Source organism: Paenibacillus chitinolyticus NBRC 15660 (genome assembly GCF_000739915.1).
In the GTDB taxonomy this organism is placed as follows: Bacteria; Bacillota; Bacilli; order Paenibacillales; family NBRC-103111; genus Paenibacillus_F; species Paenibacillus_F chitinolyticus.
Map to the genome: position 1 here is coordinate 92,477 of NZ_BBJT01000006.1, position 15,164 is coordinate 107,640.

Consider the following 15,164-nt stretch of genomic DNA (forward strand, 5'->3'; position numbering starts at 1 on the left):
AGAGTCCCTTGATCGGGACGTATAACTCCTGTTAAACGGTATTAAACACGAACGAAATATATTATAACACATAAATCGTTCGTTTTATGGCAAATTCCGTACAAATGTTTGCATCTTTTGAGTCGTTCTTTCGACAGAACCTATTTCGATAAACCGGATCGTTTTAATCGGTTTTAAAAAAACGGGTTTAAACGGCAGTCCTCCGTCTCGTATCGCGTCAGACGCAAGAGTCTCTAATCGGCCGTAAAAAAAAGCGCCTCCCCCGCACGTAGCAGGAAAGGCGCTCTCACATCCCGTCCTTAACGGACGGGGATTTAATCCAGCCAGCGGTATACTTTACCGGGATTGGTCTCCTTAACCTCCGAAGGAAGCTTAAAAGCTCCCTTCGGGCCGAATCCGGCTCCGGGTGCGCCGCTTCCTTTGGAAGCCCCGCTGTCGCCGCCGGACCCGTCACCGACGAGCCCCGCCGGGAGCAGCCCGCTTCCTATGGTGACCTTCGTGCCTTTCGGAGCCATGTCGAACAGCTCCTCCACGTCTTCCTGCCTCATCCGGATACAGCCCAGCGATTCGTCCTTGCCGATCGAGGACGGGTGCCTGGTCCCGTGGATCGCATAGTCCGTATCGGAGAGCGTCATCCCGCGCGTGCCGAACTCGCCTTTCTTCCGTCCCTTGGGATCGCGGACTTTCTCGGATACGGCGAATTCGCCGAGCGGCGTCCGAGCGCCTCCGAGGCCGACCTCGTAGCTCCGCACAACAGTCCGTCCGCTCACCAGAGCCAGCCGATGCAGCTTCGTGTCGATGAGGATCGCCAGCGGCTCGCTGAGCGCCTCCTCCGCCGCGACGGAAGCGGCGGTCGGCTTTGCGCCGGGGGCCGTGCCCGCGCCGCCTGTCCCGGCCGCGGCCTGCCCGTTCGCGCCCGCGGCGGCCGCCTCCCGTACAAGCGGGAACGCTTCCCGCATGTACGGCGTAAGTCCCGACATCACGTTGTCGGGATACGGCCTCAGCAGCTCCTCCGGGCCTTCCGGCAGCTTCCCGCTAGCCGCGCGGTAAGCCTCCAGCGCCGATCGGAGCACGAGGAGCTGCTCCTGGCGCTGCCGCCAGGCTCCCGCCGGTTCCGCGAAGCGGCCCGGATCGTCCGGGCGGCAGTTGCAGGCGGCGGCGTCGAAATAGGCGATCGCCGCCGCTTCGCCGGGCCCGCCGCTCGCGACCGACAGGAGCGGATTCAGCGGCCGGTGCCAGGCGATCCAGCCGCCGCCCGGGCCGTCCGCGCTCTGTGCGGACAGGAGGACCGCTTCGCCGCCTGTCGGCCTGTCGCGCAGCAGCATCCGTTCGAGCGCTCCGCTCGCGGACGTCTGCTTCTCCGCCGCCAGGTAGACGCGGAGTCCCCCGTCCGCAGCCGGGAGCTCCGCCGATGCGGCGGCGCTTCCGGCGGGGCGCCCGTCTCCCGCGGCCGGCCCCGCCGGAGCGGGCAGCAGCGCGATCAGCGCCAGCAGGGCGGCCGTAAGCGCGGCTTTCCTGCGGCGGCTCCGCTTGGCCGCCGTCTTTAGCTCCTGCGGCCAGGGGACGGAGGAATCGAGCGCCGACCAGTCGACGGTTATTTTCCGTTTCTCGAACGCTTCATAGATTTCGCCGGACTGCGCGTAGCAGTAAGCGGCTTTCCCCCGGTCTCCCCGGGCCGCATATTCCCTGCCGAGCAAGTACCACGCCATCCTCTGGTCCGGATGATCCCGGACGTATTCCTTCAGATAAACCCGGTCTTCAATGGGATTGTGCCGCAAAAATTGGGCAAGTTTCTCGTCCGGTTTTTCTGTGCTCACTTTTTTCACCGCCTGCCTCAAGGATTACCGGTGTTTCTTCTCTTTTTATCGGCAGGAGAAGCCGCTCTGTTGAATTTCCTTCAAATTCTGTCGGTTTTTCTCTCTTAATTTCCGTTATCCGGGTTTATCCGAGTTAATCCGACAATATAACACAAAAAAGCCCTGTTTCCGATGGGGAAACAAGGCTTTATTTGTATAAAGAAAGAAATCTTACATATTGAAAGGAGTATCGGCCACTTTGATCGAATCGGTCGGGCAGCCGTCTTGCGCATCCTGCAGATCGTCGTACAGATCTTCCGGAATTACGGTTACGCCATGGTTACCGTCGTTTTCGTAAATCACTTCCGCAATACCCTCATCATCGTAGTCGTAAATATCTGGAGCAGTTGCGCCGCAAGCTCCGCACGCAATGCAGGTGTCTTTTTCCACCCATGTATACTTAGCCATATATGAATTCCTCCTCTAATAGTCCTCCATTGTCCACTATAATATAAAGTATTCGAAAGTTCAACGGAAAGTACAAGTGAAAACCAGCCGCCGCGCGGTGTCCGGCTCTTCCCCTTTAAGATTTCATTCCGGGCCGGATGTTATTCGGCTCCCGGCTTTTATAACGGGAATGAATCTCCGTCGGGGTCTTTCTGCAAAGAAGTTCCCCTCCGCTTGCGGTTGCGTATATGCGCCGACGGATTGTCGCCGATCATCCCCGCGGTGAGCACCGCGTCTTCTCCGAATTTATCCCGGAGCGCGTCCATAATTTCGCTCAGCTTGTCCTTCTTCGGCTGCTGCTCGTAACTGAACAGATCGAGCTGAATCGCGGCCTCCTCCTTCGGCGTCAGGTTCTGGCCCGTGATGCCGAGCAGGCGGATCGGCTTTTCCGGCTCCCAATGCCGCTCGAACAGCTCGCACGCGGCTTTGTACAGATCCTCGTGATGATCGGTCGGCACGGGCAGCGTCACGTTCCGCGTGATCGTCTTCATATCGGGGTCCCGGATCGTAATCTGCACGGTCGAAGCCATCAGCTTCTGATGTCTGAGTCGGCGCCCGACCTGATCGGCCAGATTCAGGAAGACTCGGAACACTTCCTTGCGGTCCGTGTAATTGTAAGGAAGCGTTGTCGTGTGGCCGACCGACTTGTTCGGCTCGCGCTCCGGGTTAACCTCCGACCGGGAGATGCCGTTGGCGGCCTGCTTGAGCGCGAATCCGTTTATGCCGAACGACTTGCGGAGAAGCCCCTCGTCGGCGGCCGCCAGTTGGCCGATCGTGTGAATCTGCAGCTTCTGCAGCTTCTCGGCCGTTTTTCTGCCGATGCCGTACAATTCTCCGCAGGGCCTGTCCCAGAGAACCTTCGGCACATCCCGCAGGCGAAGCACGAACAATCCGTTGGGCTTCTTCATATCGGAAGCCATCTTGGCCAGAAGCTTGTTCGGCGCCACCCCGATCGAACAGGGCAGGCCCAACTCCTCCCGTATCCGGGTCTGAATCTCCTCCGCGATCTGAAGCGGGGTTCCGAACTGCTTGGAGCCCGTTATGTCCACATAACATTCATCAATGGACATGGTCTCGACCATCGGTGAATAATCATAGACTATACGGCGGAATCCGCGGGAAAACTGCCGGTACAAATCAAAGTTCGGCTTGATGAGCACAAGCTCCGGACAAAGCCTCATCGCCTGCCGGACGAGCATGCCCGTCTTGACTCCGCGCGCCCTGGCGGGATAGGAGGAGGTTACGATGATGCCTTTGCGCTGTTCGACGCTGCCCGACACCGCGATCGGCTTGCCCCGGTACAGTTCGGGCTGTACGACTTCGTGAACGGAACAGTAAAACGCGTTCATATCGATATGTAAAATGACTCGTCCGTTCTTGGGATACCCTTCCTGTGCCATCATCCCGGCTTCCTCCTTCCTGCGGGCGCGCGAGGTCCCGAACAGCCTATCAAAAAAGCGGCCTTTCGGCGCTTGATCCTCTTTGTTCCTGCTAATTCTTAGTCTATTCCTGTCCGCTTGAGGAATCAAGAACGGTTATCGTCCAAAATTTGCGAAAATTCATTTTTTATGGTTGAAATTATGATATAATCGTGCATTATACATTCGAGAAAACATTCGAAAAATGAACAGCCACACGTTTAGAGGGGGAGCACCGAAATGTCCGATTCAATCAAAATCTTTGACACTACGCTTCGTGACGGAACCCAGGGCGAGGGAATCAGCCTGTCCGTGGAGGACAAACTGAAAATTGCCCAGAAGCTCGACGAGCTGGGCGTTCATTATATAGAAGGCGGCTGGCCCGGAAGCAACGGCAAAGACATTGAATTTTTTAACCGTGTTCAGGAACTGAATCTTAAGCATGCGAAAGTAACGGCATTCGGCAGCACCCGCCGCAAGAACACGAAAGCCGAAGAAGATCCCAATCTGACGACGCTGGTGGCCTCCGGCGTTAAAGTCGCGACGATTTTCGGAAAATCGTGGGATTTTCACGTTCACACCGCCATTCAGACGACGCTGGAAGAAAACCTCGCGATGATTTTCGATTCCGTCCGGTATCTGAAAAGCTGCGGTCTTGAAGTTATTTACGACGGCGAGCATTTTTTTGACGGCTACAAAAACAACCCTGACTACGCTCTCCAGACAATCCGCCAGGCGCAGGAAGCCGGTGCGGACTGGATCGTGCTGTGCGATACGAACGGCGGATCGATGCCGGAGGAAATTTTCGAGATCGTTTCGGAAGTCAAGAAACAGATCACGACTCCCGTGGGCATCCACGCCCACAACGACTGCGAACTGGGCGTCGCCAACTCCCTGGCAGCCGTTAGAGCCGGTGCCCGCCAGGTCCAGGGTACGATGAACGGATACGGCGAGCGCTGCGGCAACGCGAATCTGTGCTCCGTCATTCCCAATCTGCAATTGAAGCTCGGCTTCGCCTGCATCTCGGATGAGCAGTTGGAGTCGCTGGGGCCCGTCGCCCGTTACGTCAGCGAGATCGCGAACATGCACATGCCGATGAACCAGCCGTATGTCGGCAGCGCGGCTTTCGCCCACAAAGGCGGAATCCACGTGTCCGCTATCCTCAAGCACGCGAGCACATACGAGCATATCGTTCCCGAGAAGGTCGGCAACAAACAGCGTGTGCTCGTTTCGGAACTGGCGGGACAGAGCAACCTCGTTTCGAAAGCGGCCGAGCTCGGCCTCAATCTGGAGCAGCAGGACGGCAAAGCGAAAGAAATCATTTCGCGCATCAAAGACCTCGAGCACGAGGGCTACCAGTTCGAAGGCGCGGATGCTTCGCTCGAATTGATGATGCGGGAAGCTTCCGGCGAACTGCAGGAACCGTTCGTGTTGGAATCGTTCAAAATTTTCGTGGAAAAATCGGCGGATCGCCCGGTCAGTTCCGAAGCTTTCGTCAAGGTTAACGTGAACGGCGAATCCATGTATACCGCCGCGGAAGGCGACGGACCTGTCAACGCGCTCGATAACGCGCTTCGTAAAGCTCTGCTGCCTTTCTATCCGGACATTCACAGAATGCACCTGTCCGACTATAAGGTGCGCGTACTTGACGACAAAGGAGCGACCGCTTCCAAAGTCCGTGTTCTGATCGAATCCCGCAATTTCGAGAACGAATGGAATACCGTCGGCGTTTCCTCCAATATTATCGAAGCCAGCTGGCACGCGCTCGTGGACAGCTTCCGGTATGCCCTGATCGGCAAATCCAGCATCGAGAGAGAATCGCTTGATCCCAGACCGGTCGGTCTAGTGAACCATTAATATTTACACCTTCTTATTCCTTACAAAAAGACAAGCCCCGTTTCTTCCGTGTGGGCAGCCTGGCTTTACACACGGACCCGAAACGGGGCTTTTTGCATGTCTCCGAAGGAGTCGGATAATGTGACCGGATCTTATCGGCCCGTCCGCTAGCGGCCCTTGATCAAAGCCTTGATTTTCTTTTCCCACTCCGCCTTGGGAAGAAGGTTTACCACTTCCTGCACGACTCCGTTCTTGTCTACGAGGAAGCTCGTCGGGATCGCCAGAAACTTGAACGATTCCGAGACTTTACCGGGTTCATCCAGCAGCACCGGAAAATTGATTCCATACTCCTTGGCGAAGGCCCTCGCCTTTTGCTCGTCATCCTGACTCGTTACATTTATCGCCACCAGGTCCACTTTGTCCCCGTACTTTGCCTGCAGATCAATCAAATCGGGCACTTCCATCTTGCACGGACCGCACCAGGACGCCCAGAAGTTCAAAATAAGCGGCTTATCGCGCGCGCCTCCGACCTGATAGGGCTTGCCATCCAAATCCGGCAGGCTGAAAGAAGGCACAAACATTCCCGGCCGGGGTCCCGTTTGAGTAGGCGCCGCCGTTTGTTTTTCGTCTTTTTTGCCGATCTGGACAAATATAGCCGCGGCCAGAAGAAGCACGATGGCCAGAATCGCTGCATTCCGTTTCAATTTGAGCCCTCATTTCCGCATCATTCGCTTTATTCTATCACATGGGAGGTTCAAAATCAGGTAACCCCCTTAGTATCCCCATCTTTATCCGATTCCAACATTATGAACGGCTTAAAAAGTATGATCTTCCGCCCGGAGGAAACCCTATCCGTACCAAGTCAGAAGAGAGGTCAACCGCATGGAAAAAACGAAATCCCGAGGGCTTGACATCATTTTCGAGAGTGATCAGGACGACGACTACCAGTTTACCGCCGAACAGACGGCTGAAGGCGGCGAAAAAGGAGGCGGCGGCAAAGGCCGGCTTCTTGAATTTATGGCCATTGCGACGGTACCGCTCGTGCTGGTACTCGGCAACTCGATGCTGGTTCCTATTCTCCCCCAATTGGAGACCGAGCTGGGCATCACTAAATTTCAGAGCAGTTTGGTTATTACTCTCTTTTCGATAACCGCAGGCCTGATCATCCCTATATCGGGATACTTATCCGACCGGTTTACGAGGAAATCAGTGATCATCCCGTCTCTTATTATATATGGGGCTGCCGGGGTATTGGCGGCGTTCGGAGCCATCTGGAAATCCTATACGATTCTGATTATAGCCAGAGCCATTCAGGGGATCGGCGCTGCCGGCACGGCTCCCATCGCGATGGCTCTCGTCGGGGATTTGTATAAAGGGGGAACGGAAAGCAAGGCCCTCGGCCTGACGGAAGCATCCAACGGGCTCGGTAAGGTGCTCAGTCCCATCATCGGCTCCCTGCTTGCTCTTCTTGTCTGGTATATGCCTTTTTTCGCCTTTCCGATTTTTTGCCTTCTGGCCTTGCTGGCCATGATGTTTCTCATTCACGAACCCAAAACCAAGAAGAAACCGACGGAACTGAAACCTTACCTCCACAAAATCGGAACCATTCTGAAAAAGAAAGGACGCTGGCTGATCACTTCTTTTTTTGCGGGTTCGCTTGCGCTTTTTATCCTGTTCGGCGTCTTATTTTACTTGTCCAATATACTGGAAGAGCCTCCGTACCATATAGATGGCGTCAAAAAGGGGTTCGTCCTGGCAATCCCGCTGCTGGGGATGGTCATTACCTCTTACACAACCGGAGCCCTAATTAAGAAAAACGGCACCCTGATGCGCTGGCTGATCAACATCGGCCTTTTAGTTATGACCCTGTCGCTGGCTTCCACGATTTTCGCTTTTCAGAATCTGTATTTGTTTATCGGCCTGCTTACCTTAAGCGCCATCGGCACCGGGCTGCTTCTTCCCTGCCTCAACACAATGATCACCGGCTCCGTGGAAAAAAGCGAACGCGGTATGATCACATCCATCTATAACAGCCTCCGGTTCATTGGCGTGGCCTTCGGTCCGCCCATCTTCGGCTGGCTGATGGATAAATCCGACCGGCTCATTTTTATAACCGTATCTTCTCTGGCGGGTTTGACGCTCATTCTTGTTTTTTATCTGGTTAAACCTCAGGGAAAAATCAGCTGATCCGTTGAGTGCGTTAAAAGATTTCGTTATAATTAGCGCATGATAAACGCGAAACGGTTAACTGAAATCAAAGTAAGCCTGTCCTTGTACACGGAATGGCTGGCGCGGTTCAGCAGCTTTCCGGATGAAGAAACGTGCGGATTCGTTTACGGAAGGATTCGGAATGAGACCGCCTATGTCTCCTCTTTCGTATGGGTTCCGAATGTTTCGGCTTGTCCCGCCCGGTCTTTCCGTATATCCCCATCCGATATTATGCGTCACTTAGGGGGCGGACAAGCCCGAAACGACCGGCCCGCGCGGTCTTCATTAGCGGCCCCCGTGCTGCTGGGCCTGTTCCACTCCCACCCGCGTACGGCTGCTTCGCCGTCTTCCGAGGACATCTCGGCCTTGCGGTTGTGGCCGGAACTGCCCTCCTTCTGGATCGTCTCCCTGGAGCGCTGCGTTCCCGAAACCGAGGTATACGCGTGGGCGGAACCGCAGGATAGCCCGGCCGCACTCGGACCGTCCGAATCGGCGGATTCCGCCGATAAGATCGTCACGACTGAGGATACGGGGCAGCCCGGATCGGTTGGTCCCTCCACAACGGACACTTTGACCGATCGGACCTCACTGCGTGCAGTATCCGCTCCTTCGTCTAATCGGCCAAATCAGGCGAAAAGTCTCTCAAAGCTCCGTAAAATCCCGCTTTGTATAGAAGCGCTATGAACCAAAAAAGCAAGCAGGTATCCGCGGCTTCCCGCACTCCTGCTTGCTTTTTCATATCTTGGCTTTCTTCTCCGCTATCTGCGAGCCCTACGCTTTACCGAGAAGCGCATACAGATCTCCGAGCGTATCCACGCCCATTTCACCGATCTCTTCCAGAAGCTTCTTCCACAGCTCGGCGGTCATCAAAGAATCGTCCAATGCGTGGTGTCTTCTCAGCACCGGAATTCCGTACAGCTCAAGCAGGGAATCGAGTGTGTAGTCTTTGTGCCGGGGCATCAGCCATTTGGCTGCCATCAGCGAATCCAGCACCCGGTGGGAGAGGCTGATTTTCGATGTTTTCCAGAGCGCCGCATTCAAAAACGCTTTGTCATGAGCCGAACCGTGCGCCAGCAAAACCCTCGCCCCCACAAACTCGAAAAATTCACGCAGGGCCGTAATCAAGTCCGGCGCTTCGGCCGCCTCTTCCGTCCGGATTCCGGTCAGCTCCTCGATATGAGGAGGAATCGGGCGGTTCGGATTCACAAGGGTGTAAAACGACTCCTCTTCGAGTTTGTCCCCGGCCATAGACACGGCGCCGATCGAAATAATCTCGTCCGCTGCCGATGAGAAACCCGTTGTTTCCAGATCAAAAACAACGACTTTGAGATTGTGCAGGGAAGTGTCCAGCAGCGAATGTCTGCGCTGATCCTTCAGAAGCTGACGGATAAACGCCATCTGCTGGGCATTACGCGGGTTAAACATGGATGTAATCGCCGGGGTCAACCCGCCCATCTTGTAAAGCCTCCACAAACCGCCGCCCGGGCCGCTCTCTTTCATCGTTTTACTCCTTTCCGGTCCTATTGTCCCGTATGCTCGCGCAGCTTGGCGGAGGAAGCGTCCCTGCCTTTCTTGACGGAACCCCGCACTTGGCGGATGATCTGCCGCTGAAGCCGTTTTCCGAATTTAAGGCCGTTTTTCAGTTCCGCCCGGCATTTGCGGGTCAGCATTTCGGCAGGCAATATCCCCGCAGTCGCGAAGTGTCCGTTTTCCCTGTAAAAAGGCGTGCTCAATCTCATTTCCAATGAGTGCAGAAACACTTCCCGGCAAGCCGTGCCGAACTCAACCGTAACGGCTCCGCGGTCGATGAGCGCATGGATTCTTTTAAAAGTGGAAGAATCGGAAATGCCGTTTTCCAAAGCGAGTAGACGGACCGCATTTACAAGCGGGATATAAAGTCCGTATTTGATATCCACACCACCCGCGTACGGCCCGTACCGTTCCGTCACCAGACGCCCCAGCAGTCCCAGGGACACTTTATGGTGCAGGGTGTTAGCCAGAAGCGGCAGGAGCAGCCCTCGGTTAAGCGCTACGCTCTCGTGGAAAGCCTGCTTGATCCGTTCCGCAAGAGCTTCGCTGCCGTATACGCACCTCAGGTCGGACGCAATAAGCAAATAGCGTGCGTTCTCCCAGACGGGCTCCTCAAACCAACCGCTAAGCTGATCTTTCCACCCCGCTTCGCTTCTTCTCCACATCGAGTTCTCGGCCAGCACCCTCCCCGTGCACGGCGGATATCCTGCCAGCTCCAGACCTTGGCGGATTCGCTGGGCCAGCTTGCTGAAATATACGTCCGCCGCCGCTTCCGTGCCTTCCGGGGGATTTTCGTAAACCAGTCCGTTGTCCTGGTCGCTCCACGGCGTCTGTTCCTCCCGTCCGCCGCTTCCCATAAGCAGGAATGCGTAAGGGAGCGGGGGCTCCCCTGCTCCTTCCGCTGCGAGGCGTTTTTCCGCCAAGAGAATCATTTTCCGGATCAGGGTATCGTGTGTAAAATTCAGCTCTTTGTACAGCAAAGCTGCCGCTTTCTCGCCGAGTTCCTTCCGGAACAAATCCTGCATATCCGCGCGGATCAGGGCCAGTTCATCCGTTCCGGCGGCACGGGCGATCCTTGTGCGAAGCAGCTGCCAATCCGAGCCTAATGTCGGTTTCATAACGGCATCTCCTTAGATGAGACCGGTCCGGGGCGCGGTCACGAAACCGGCACCGGGCGACCGCCTTCATTGGACTGTTTTGCCGAAGTGTGCGCTTCGATCGCGTGATTCATTTGCTCGGGATACCCGTAAGTGCCGTGTTCGGCGAGATCCAGCCCCATGATTTCTTCTTCTTCCGTCACGCGCAATCCCGTCGTAATTTTAATCAGGTAGAGGACAATGAAGGAAATGACTAGGACGAAAACAAGAGCGCCTGCCACTCCGATAAACTGAACCCACAGCTGGCGGAAACCGCCGCCGTAGAACAAGCCCGCTCCGCCTACATTGACCGTTTTGGCCAGCTCCGGCGTTGCGAAGAAACCTGTGGACAGCGTACCCCAAATCCCGGCGATGCCATGCACGGAGAAAGCGTAGACCGGATCGTCGATCCCTTTCTTCTCAAACCAGATTGCCGTGAAGAAAGTGACCCCTCCGGCGATGGCCCCGATGGCGATTGATGCCAGAGGCGTAACGAAGGCGCAGGAAGCCGTGATCGCGACAAGCGCGGCAAGTACGCCGTTAAGCATGCTTGGTATATCGGATTTGCCGAAGTAAATCCAGGAGACCGCCATAGCGGCCACGCCGCCTGCCGCCGCGGCCAGGTTTGTAGTCAGGGCGATATAGCCGAAGAACCCGTCTCCCATTGCGCTCAGCGTACTCCCCGGATTAAAACCGAACCACCCGATCCAGATGATGATGACGCCAAGCACGGACAGCACTTGATTGTGACCCGGAATTTTATTCGGCGAGCCGTCTTTATTGAATTTGCCGATACGCGGCTTCAGAAGGATGGTTGCCACCAGTGCCGCCGTAGCCCCTTGCAAATGCACAACCGTGGAGCCCGCAAAGTCCTGCATGCCGATTTTGGACAGCCAGCCTCCGCCCCATACCCAGTGAGCCACGATCGGATAGATCACTACGGTGAAAAGCAGTCCGAAAATAAAGTAAACCGGGAGCTTGGCGCGTTCGGCGAAGCCTCCCCACGCGATTGCGAGCGAAACACCCGCAAACGCCAGCTGGAACAAAAACTTTATCGTGATCGGGACATCCGAAGCGCTCAAGGAAACGAAGGCGTCGGCGTTGACTCCGTCCATGAAGAAGCCGGACAAGCCGAACAGATTGTTGTTGAACAATCCGGCCCCGTCTCCGAAAGCAAGCCCGAAACCGAACGCCCAGAATGCGATGGCGCAAATTCCGAAAGTCAGAATGGTTTTACCCGCCACGTGGCCTGCATTTTTCATCCGGGTCGAGCCTGCTTCCAGCAAAGCGAAACCGGCCTGCATAAAGACAACTAGCATAGCGGCGACCAGCACCCATACCGAGTTGATCGCGGCTTGCAGTTGTTCCGGTGTCGGCGCTTCCGCAAACGCCAAAGTCGGTAAAGCCATACTGAGCAGCGCTAACCCGATCAGTGTCTTTTTAATCATTGATACCAGTCCCTTCATGTCAGGTTTCTTTACAAAGAAATTGATTAGTGTCATTATAAGCGAACGATTCGCGAAAAAACAATAGGTTTCGTTCACTTTTTTGATGTTTTTTATTAAAAAATCAACTCTTTTTCCGGATTTTTCAATATATTTATCATACAATGTAATGTTTATGTCATTTGTGAGCTCGTTCATCAAAATGTCAAAAGCATTACGTTTGACTGTACGGTTTAGGATCGGGTATCATTAGGCTGAGGTAAATACGTGCGAACAACAACTTTTAAAGGAGGGGCAAAATCATGGGGATATGAAGCTTCATAGAATCGGAGAGTTGTCCCGGTTGGCCGGAGTCAGCCCCAGGACGATCGATTATTACACCAAGCTGGGCCTGATTCATCCCGAAAAAAGATCGGACACCAATTACCGCTTGTATTCGGATGAAACCTTGCTGCGGCTCAAACGTATTGAAGAAATGAAAAAAGAGAAATATACGTTGGAAGAAATCCGTACAACCATGCTGAAACTGGATAAAGCGGCCCACGACGAACATGTGACCGACAAGCTGACATCCTATCAGGTGCTGCTCGGCCAGCTGCAGAAAGAAATCAAGGAACTCGATCCTATGATTCAGCAGCTAAAACCGAATCAGCTCAAAAAGATTTATAATCTGATTACCCAGCCCACCGCCGCATGCGTCGAGGCATTGCTCTACTTGCTCGGCAAAGGTCCTTTTACGTAACGGATCCCCACGATTATCTTGACTATGGAGGTCTGCAGCTATGTTTTTTCATCCTATGGATTTTCTCATTCTCATTGCCTTCGGCTTGTCCATGTGGGCTTCATTCCGGGTCCGCGGCACGTTCAACCGTTGGTCCCAGGTACCCGTTCAATCCGGTATGACCGGATACGAGGCGGCCCGCCGCATGCTTGATGCGGAAGGGCTGTACGATGTTCCGATCGAGCCGGTTCCCGGAGCTCTCACAGATCATTACGATCCGATCTCCAGAACGGTGCGTCTTTCCGAGCCTGTCTACTACGAGAGCACCATCTCGGCCGTTTCGGTCGCTTGTCACGAAGTGGGACACGCGATCCAACATCAAGTTCATTATCCGATGCTTGTTGCGCGCCACAAGATGTTCCCGGTCGTAAACTTCGCTTCGGGCGTGGCTCCGCTTCTACTTATCGCCGGCCTTATTTTTCAGCAATTTGATATTCTGCTTCTTCTGGGGATCGTCTTCTTCTCCGCAGCGGTGCTTTTCCAGCTCGTGACTCTGCCGGTCGAATTCAATGCCAGCAACCGGGCCCGAGAGCTCATGATTGCAGGCGGCTTTATCACCAACGAAGAAGAACAAGGCGTTGCGAAAGTGCTTAACGCGGCTGCCTTGACTTATGTGGCTGCGGCCCTTATCTCGCTGCTTGAGCTCGTTAAGTACGTCATGATTTTCAACAGCCGTTCCAATGATTAAAACGGCCGTAACCGCAAAAAGCTTTCGTCTGCAATAGACGAAAGCTTTTTTTCTGTATATGTACGGATAACGACAGATTATGTAGGACGGATGACGGAGGGCTTTTTCATCCCGTTATCCGGCTAAGCCCCGTCTAATCTGTCCATAGGCCTGCCCGGATCGGCAGAGGGCTGAAACTCCATCAGAAACCGGCCGAAAAGCTCCGTCACGGGCGGAAGCTTCTCGTCCCTCCGGCGGATGATTCCTACGGTGCGCGTCACCTTCGGATCGACCTTCACCACACACGGCTCTATATGCGTCGAATAGCGCAGTGCCAGCTCGGGAAGAAGACTCACGCCCATCCCCGCCGCGACAAGCCCGCGGATCGTATCCGTTTCGTCTCCTTCAAATTCGATCTTCGGCACAAACCCTGCCTTCAGGCAGGCGTTCATGACGATCGGACGAAGCGAATACTGTTCGCCGAACATGACAAACGGCTCCTCCTTAAGCTGCTCCAGCCGGATGCTTTTGCAGCCGGCCAGCGCATGGTTAGGCGGAAGCACCGCTAACAGCTCCTCCGTGAGCATCACTTCTCCCTTGACGAGCTCATGCGTCTCCGGACACGGCGATATGATCGCCAGATCGATTTCGCCTTCCGTAACGTCACGGATGAGACTGGTGTAAGTTCCTTGCTTTAACCGGAATTTAACGTTGGGATGCTCTTTCTTGAAGCAGGATATAAACGCTGGAAGAATAGATACGGATACACTATGCGGAAAACCGACCCGGATCTCCCCGGCTTCGGGGTCCAGGAATTCCCGCACTTCGCCCACCGCGCGTTCCAAGTCGGTCAAAATATGTTCCGCACGGCTCAGAAACAGACTCCCGGCGGGAGTCAGCTGCAGATTGCGGCCTTTCTGGACAAACAGCCGGACACCCAGCTCCTCCTCCAAATGACGGATTTGCCGGCTTACGGCAGACTGGGCCACGCGAAGCTCTTCGGCCGCTTGTGTCATATGCTGCTTTTTAGCCACTTTCACGAAATACTGCAGTTGTCGTAACTCCACAGATTCCTCCATTAGTAAGTTCTGCCATTTGTACCTATTATAGCCGATTTAGGTGTTCCAGAGAACCGTTTCCGGTTCCCTTTCTTTTAAAGAGTGTATTGGACAACCCCTTAAATGCGAGGGTATAATAGGGAGGGCTGGAATTTCCAGTTCTTTCGGATAATCGATAAGGAGGAATACATATGTCACAAGAACGCAAGGGTGCAGCCACTTTTAAGGGCAACCCGATCACACTCGTCGGTCCCGAGCTTAAAGCGGGCGATGCAGCACCGGATTTCAAACTGAACAAAGACCTCCTGAACGAAGTTTCCCTTTCCGATTATGCCGGCAAGGTGAAGCTGATCAGCGTGGTTCCTTCCATCGATACGGGCGTATGCGACGCTCAAACCCGCCGTTTTAACGAAGAAGCCGCTAAACTCGGCGATAACGTTGCCGTTCTGACTGTCAGCGTCGATCTTCCGTTCGCGCAAGCCCGCTGGTGCGGTGCCGCAGGTATCGATCAAGTCGTCCTGCTGTCCGACTACAAAGCGAAGTCCTTCGGACAAGCTTATGGCGTTCTTATTCAAGAACTCCAGCTCGACATGCGTTCCATCTTCGTCATTGACGCCAATGACAAGATCCAATACGTGGAGTATCTCGGTGAGATGACGGAGCACCCGAACTACGAAGCTGCGATCGAAGCGGTTAAAAAGCTCGTGTAAAACTCCGGCATAAAAAGAAAACAGCACAGGAATCGATGCGCTCATCGAATCCTCTGCTGTTTTTTTTATGCC

General features: G+C 54.7%; 14 protein-coding genes. 6 read left to right on the forward strand and 8 right to left on the reverse strand.

The annotated features are described in order from the left end of the window. Positions 1 to 314: 314 nt before the first annotated feature. The 3 genes from PCH01S_RS15820 to PCH01S_RS15830 all read right to left on the reverse strand — a co-directional run bounded on the left by PCH01S_RS15820 (position 315) and on the right by PCH01S_RS15830 (position 3,703). The gene (locus PCH01S_RS15820) at positions 315 to 1,817 is read right to left on the reverse strand and encodes a L,D-transpeptidase (protein WP_164977117.1); all 1,503 of its coding nucleotides are present in this window, start codon (positions 1,815 to 1,817) and stop codon (positions 315 to 317) included. Between the two features lie 210 nt (positions 1,818 to 2,027). Beyond that, positions 2,028 to 2,264, reverse strand: a complete 237-nt coding sequence (locus PCH01S_RS15825; protein ID WP_042230847.1) for a ferredoxin — start codon at positions 2,262 to 2,264, stop codon at positions 2,028 to 2,030. Positions 2,265 to 2,422: 158 nt separating this feature from the next. Then, positions 2,423 to 3,703, reverse strand: coding sequence for a DNA polymerase IV (locus PCH01S_RS15830; protein ID WP_042231180.1), 1,281 nt, complete (start codon positions 3,701 to 3,703; stop codon positions 2,423 to 2,425). 258 nt (positions 3,704 to 3,961) lie between these two features. Here PCH01S_RS15830 and cimA point away from each other — a divergent pair, with 258 nt between their 5' ends. Then, positions 3,962 to 5,578: a citramalate synthase gene (gene cimA, locus PCH01S_RS15835; RefSeq protein ID WP_042230848.1), complete on the forward strand. Its 1,617-nt coding sequence runs from the start codon at positions 3,962 to 3,964 to the stop codon at positions 5,576 to 5,578. Between the two features lie 146 nt (positions 5,579 to 5,724). On the opposite strand, the gene PCH01S_RS15840 is transcribed toward cimA, so the two are convergent. Then, positions 5,725 to 6,261 carry a TlpA family protein disulfide reductase gene (locus PCH01S_RS15840; protein WP_042230849.1) on the reverse strand — a complete coding sequence of 179 codons (537 nt, stop codon included), beginning with the start codon at positions 6,259 to 6,261 and terminating at the stop codon, positions 5,725 to 5,727. 178 nt (positions 6,262 to 6,439) lie between these two features. Here PCH01S_RS15840 and PCH01S_RS15845 point away from each other — a divergent pair, with 178 nt between their 5' ends. Continuing rightward, positions 6,440 to 7,744, forward strand: coding sequence for an MFS transporter (locus PCH01S_RS15845; protein WP_042230850.1), 1,305 nt, complete (start codon positions 6,440 to 6,442; stop codon positions 7,742 to 7,744). A gap of 84 nt (positions 7,745 to 7,828) precedes the next feature. Then, the gene (locus PCH01S_RS29845) at positions 7,829 to 8,449 is read left to right on the forward strand and encodes a Mov34/MPN/PAD-1 family protein (RefSeq protein ID WP_241688835.1); all 621 of its coding nucleotides are present in this window, start codon (positions 7,829 to 7,831) and stop codon (positions 8,447 to 8,449) included. An 87-nt stretch (positions 8,450 to 8,536) separates the two neighbouring features. Here PCH01S_RS29845 and PCH01S_RS15855 read toward each other — a convergent pair whose 3' ends face one another. The 3 genes from PCH01S_RS15855 to PCH01S_RS15865 are packed head-to-tail and all read right to left on the reverse strand — an operon-like array spanning position 8,537 to position 11,879. Beyond that, a complete protein-coding gene (locus PCH01S_RS15855; RefSeq protein WP_042230852.1) occupies positions 8,537 to 9,265 on the reverse strand; it encodes an exonuclease domain-containing protein in 729 nt (242 codons plus the stop codon). Between the two features lie 20 nt (positions 9,266 to 9,285). Then, complete coding sequence (locus PCH01S_RS15860; RefSeq protein ID WP_042230853.1) at positions 9,286 to 10,413, reverse strand: DUF294 nucleotidyltransferase-like domain-containing protein; 1,128 nt, start codon at positions 10,411 to 10,413, stop codon at positions 9,286 to 9,288. A 38-nt stretch (positions 10,414 to 10,451) separates the two neighbouring features. Further along, positions 10,452 to 11,879, reverse strand: a complete 1,428-nt coding sequence (locus PCH01S_RS15865; RefSeq protein WP_042230854.1) for an ammonium transporter — start codon at positions 11,877 to 11,879, stop codon at positions 10,452 to 10,454. Positions 11,880 to 12,186: 307 nt separating this feature from the next. Between PCH01S_RS15865 and PCH01S_RS15870 the strand changes: the two genes are divergently transcribed. Then, positions 12,187 to 12,618, forward strand: coding sequence for a helix-turn-helix domain-containing protein (locus tag PCH01S_RS15870; protein WP_009674805.1), 432 nt, complete (start codon positions 12,187 to 12,189; stop codon positions 12,616 to 12,618). A gap of 40 nt (positions 12,619 to 12,658) precedes the next feature. Beyond that, positions 12,659 to 13,345, forward strand: a complete 687-nt coding sequence (locus tag PCH01S_RS15875) for a zinc metallopeptidase (protein ID WP_009674804.1) — start codon at positions 12,659 to 12,661, stop codon at positions 13,343 to 13,345. Between the two features lie 122 nt (positions 13,346 to 13,467). Here PCH01S_RS15875 and PCH01S_RS15880 read toward each other — a convergent pair whose 3' ends face one another. Beyond that, positions 13,468 to 14,391 (reverse strand): LysR family transcriptional regulator, encoded by a 924-nt coding sequence (locus PCH01S_RS15880; protein WP_042230855.1) that lies wholly within the window; start codon positions 14,389 to 14,391, stop codon positions 13,468 to 13,470. 182 nt (positions 14,392 to 14,573) lie between these two features. Here PCH01S_RS15880 and tpx point away from each other — a divergent pair, with 182 nt between their 5' ends. Continuing rightward, the gene (gene tpx / locus PCH01S_RS15885) at positions 14,574 to 15,092 is read left to right on the forward strand and encodes a thiol peroxidase (protein ID WP_016423958.1); all 519 of its coding nucleotides are present in this window, start codon (positions 14,574 to 14,576) and stop codon (positions 15,090 to 15,092) included. Positions 15,093 to 15,164: the final 72 nt, after the last annotated feature.

Bases quoted from the DNA above. Each gene is read 5' to 3' on its own strand.
- PCH01S_RS15865 (WP_042230854.1), bottom strand. From the start codon at position 11,879: ATGATTAAAAAGACACTGATCGGGTTAGCGCTGCTCAGTATGGCTTTA.
- PCH01S_RS15870 (WP_009674805.1), top strand. From the start codon at position 12,187: ATGAAGCTTCATAGAATCGGAGAGTTGTCCCGGTTGGCCGGAGTCAGC.
- cimA (WP_042230848.1), top strand. From the start codon at position 3,962: ATGTCCGATTCAATCAAAATCTTTGACACTACGCTTCGTGACGGAACC.
- PCH01S_RS15855 (WP_042230852.1), bottom strand. From the start codon at position 9,265: ATGAAAGAGAGCGGCCCGGGCGGCGGTTTGTGGAGGCTTTACAAGATG.
- PCH01S_RS15875 (WP_009674804.1), top strand. From the start codon at position 12,659: ATGTTTTTTCATCCTATGGATTTTCTCATTCTCATTGCCTTCGGCTTG.
- PCH01S_RS15845 (WP_042230850.1), top strand. From the start codon at position 6,440: ATGGAAAAAACGAAATCCCGAGGGCTTGACATCATTTTCGAGAGTGAT.
- PCH01S_RS15830 (WP_042231180.1), bottom strand. From the start codon at position 3,703: ATGGCACAGGAAGGGTATCCCAAGAACGGACGAGTCATTTTACATATC.
- PCH01S_RS15825 (WP_042230847.1), bottom strand. From the start codon at position 2,264: ATGGCTAAGTATACATGGGTGGAAAAAGACACCTGCATTGCGTGCGGA.
- tpx (WP_016423958.1), top strand. From the start codon at position 14,574: ATGTCACAAGAACGCAAGGGTGCAGCCACTTTTAAGGGCAACCCGATC.
- PCH01S_RS15860 (WP_042230853.1), bottom strand. From the start codon at position 10,413: ATGAAACCGACATTAGGCTCGGATTGGCAGCTGCTTCGCACAAGGATC.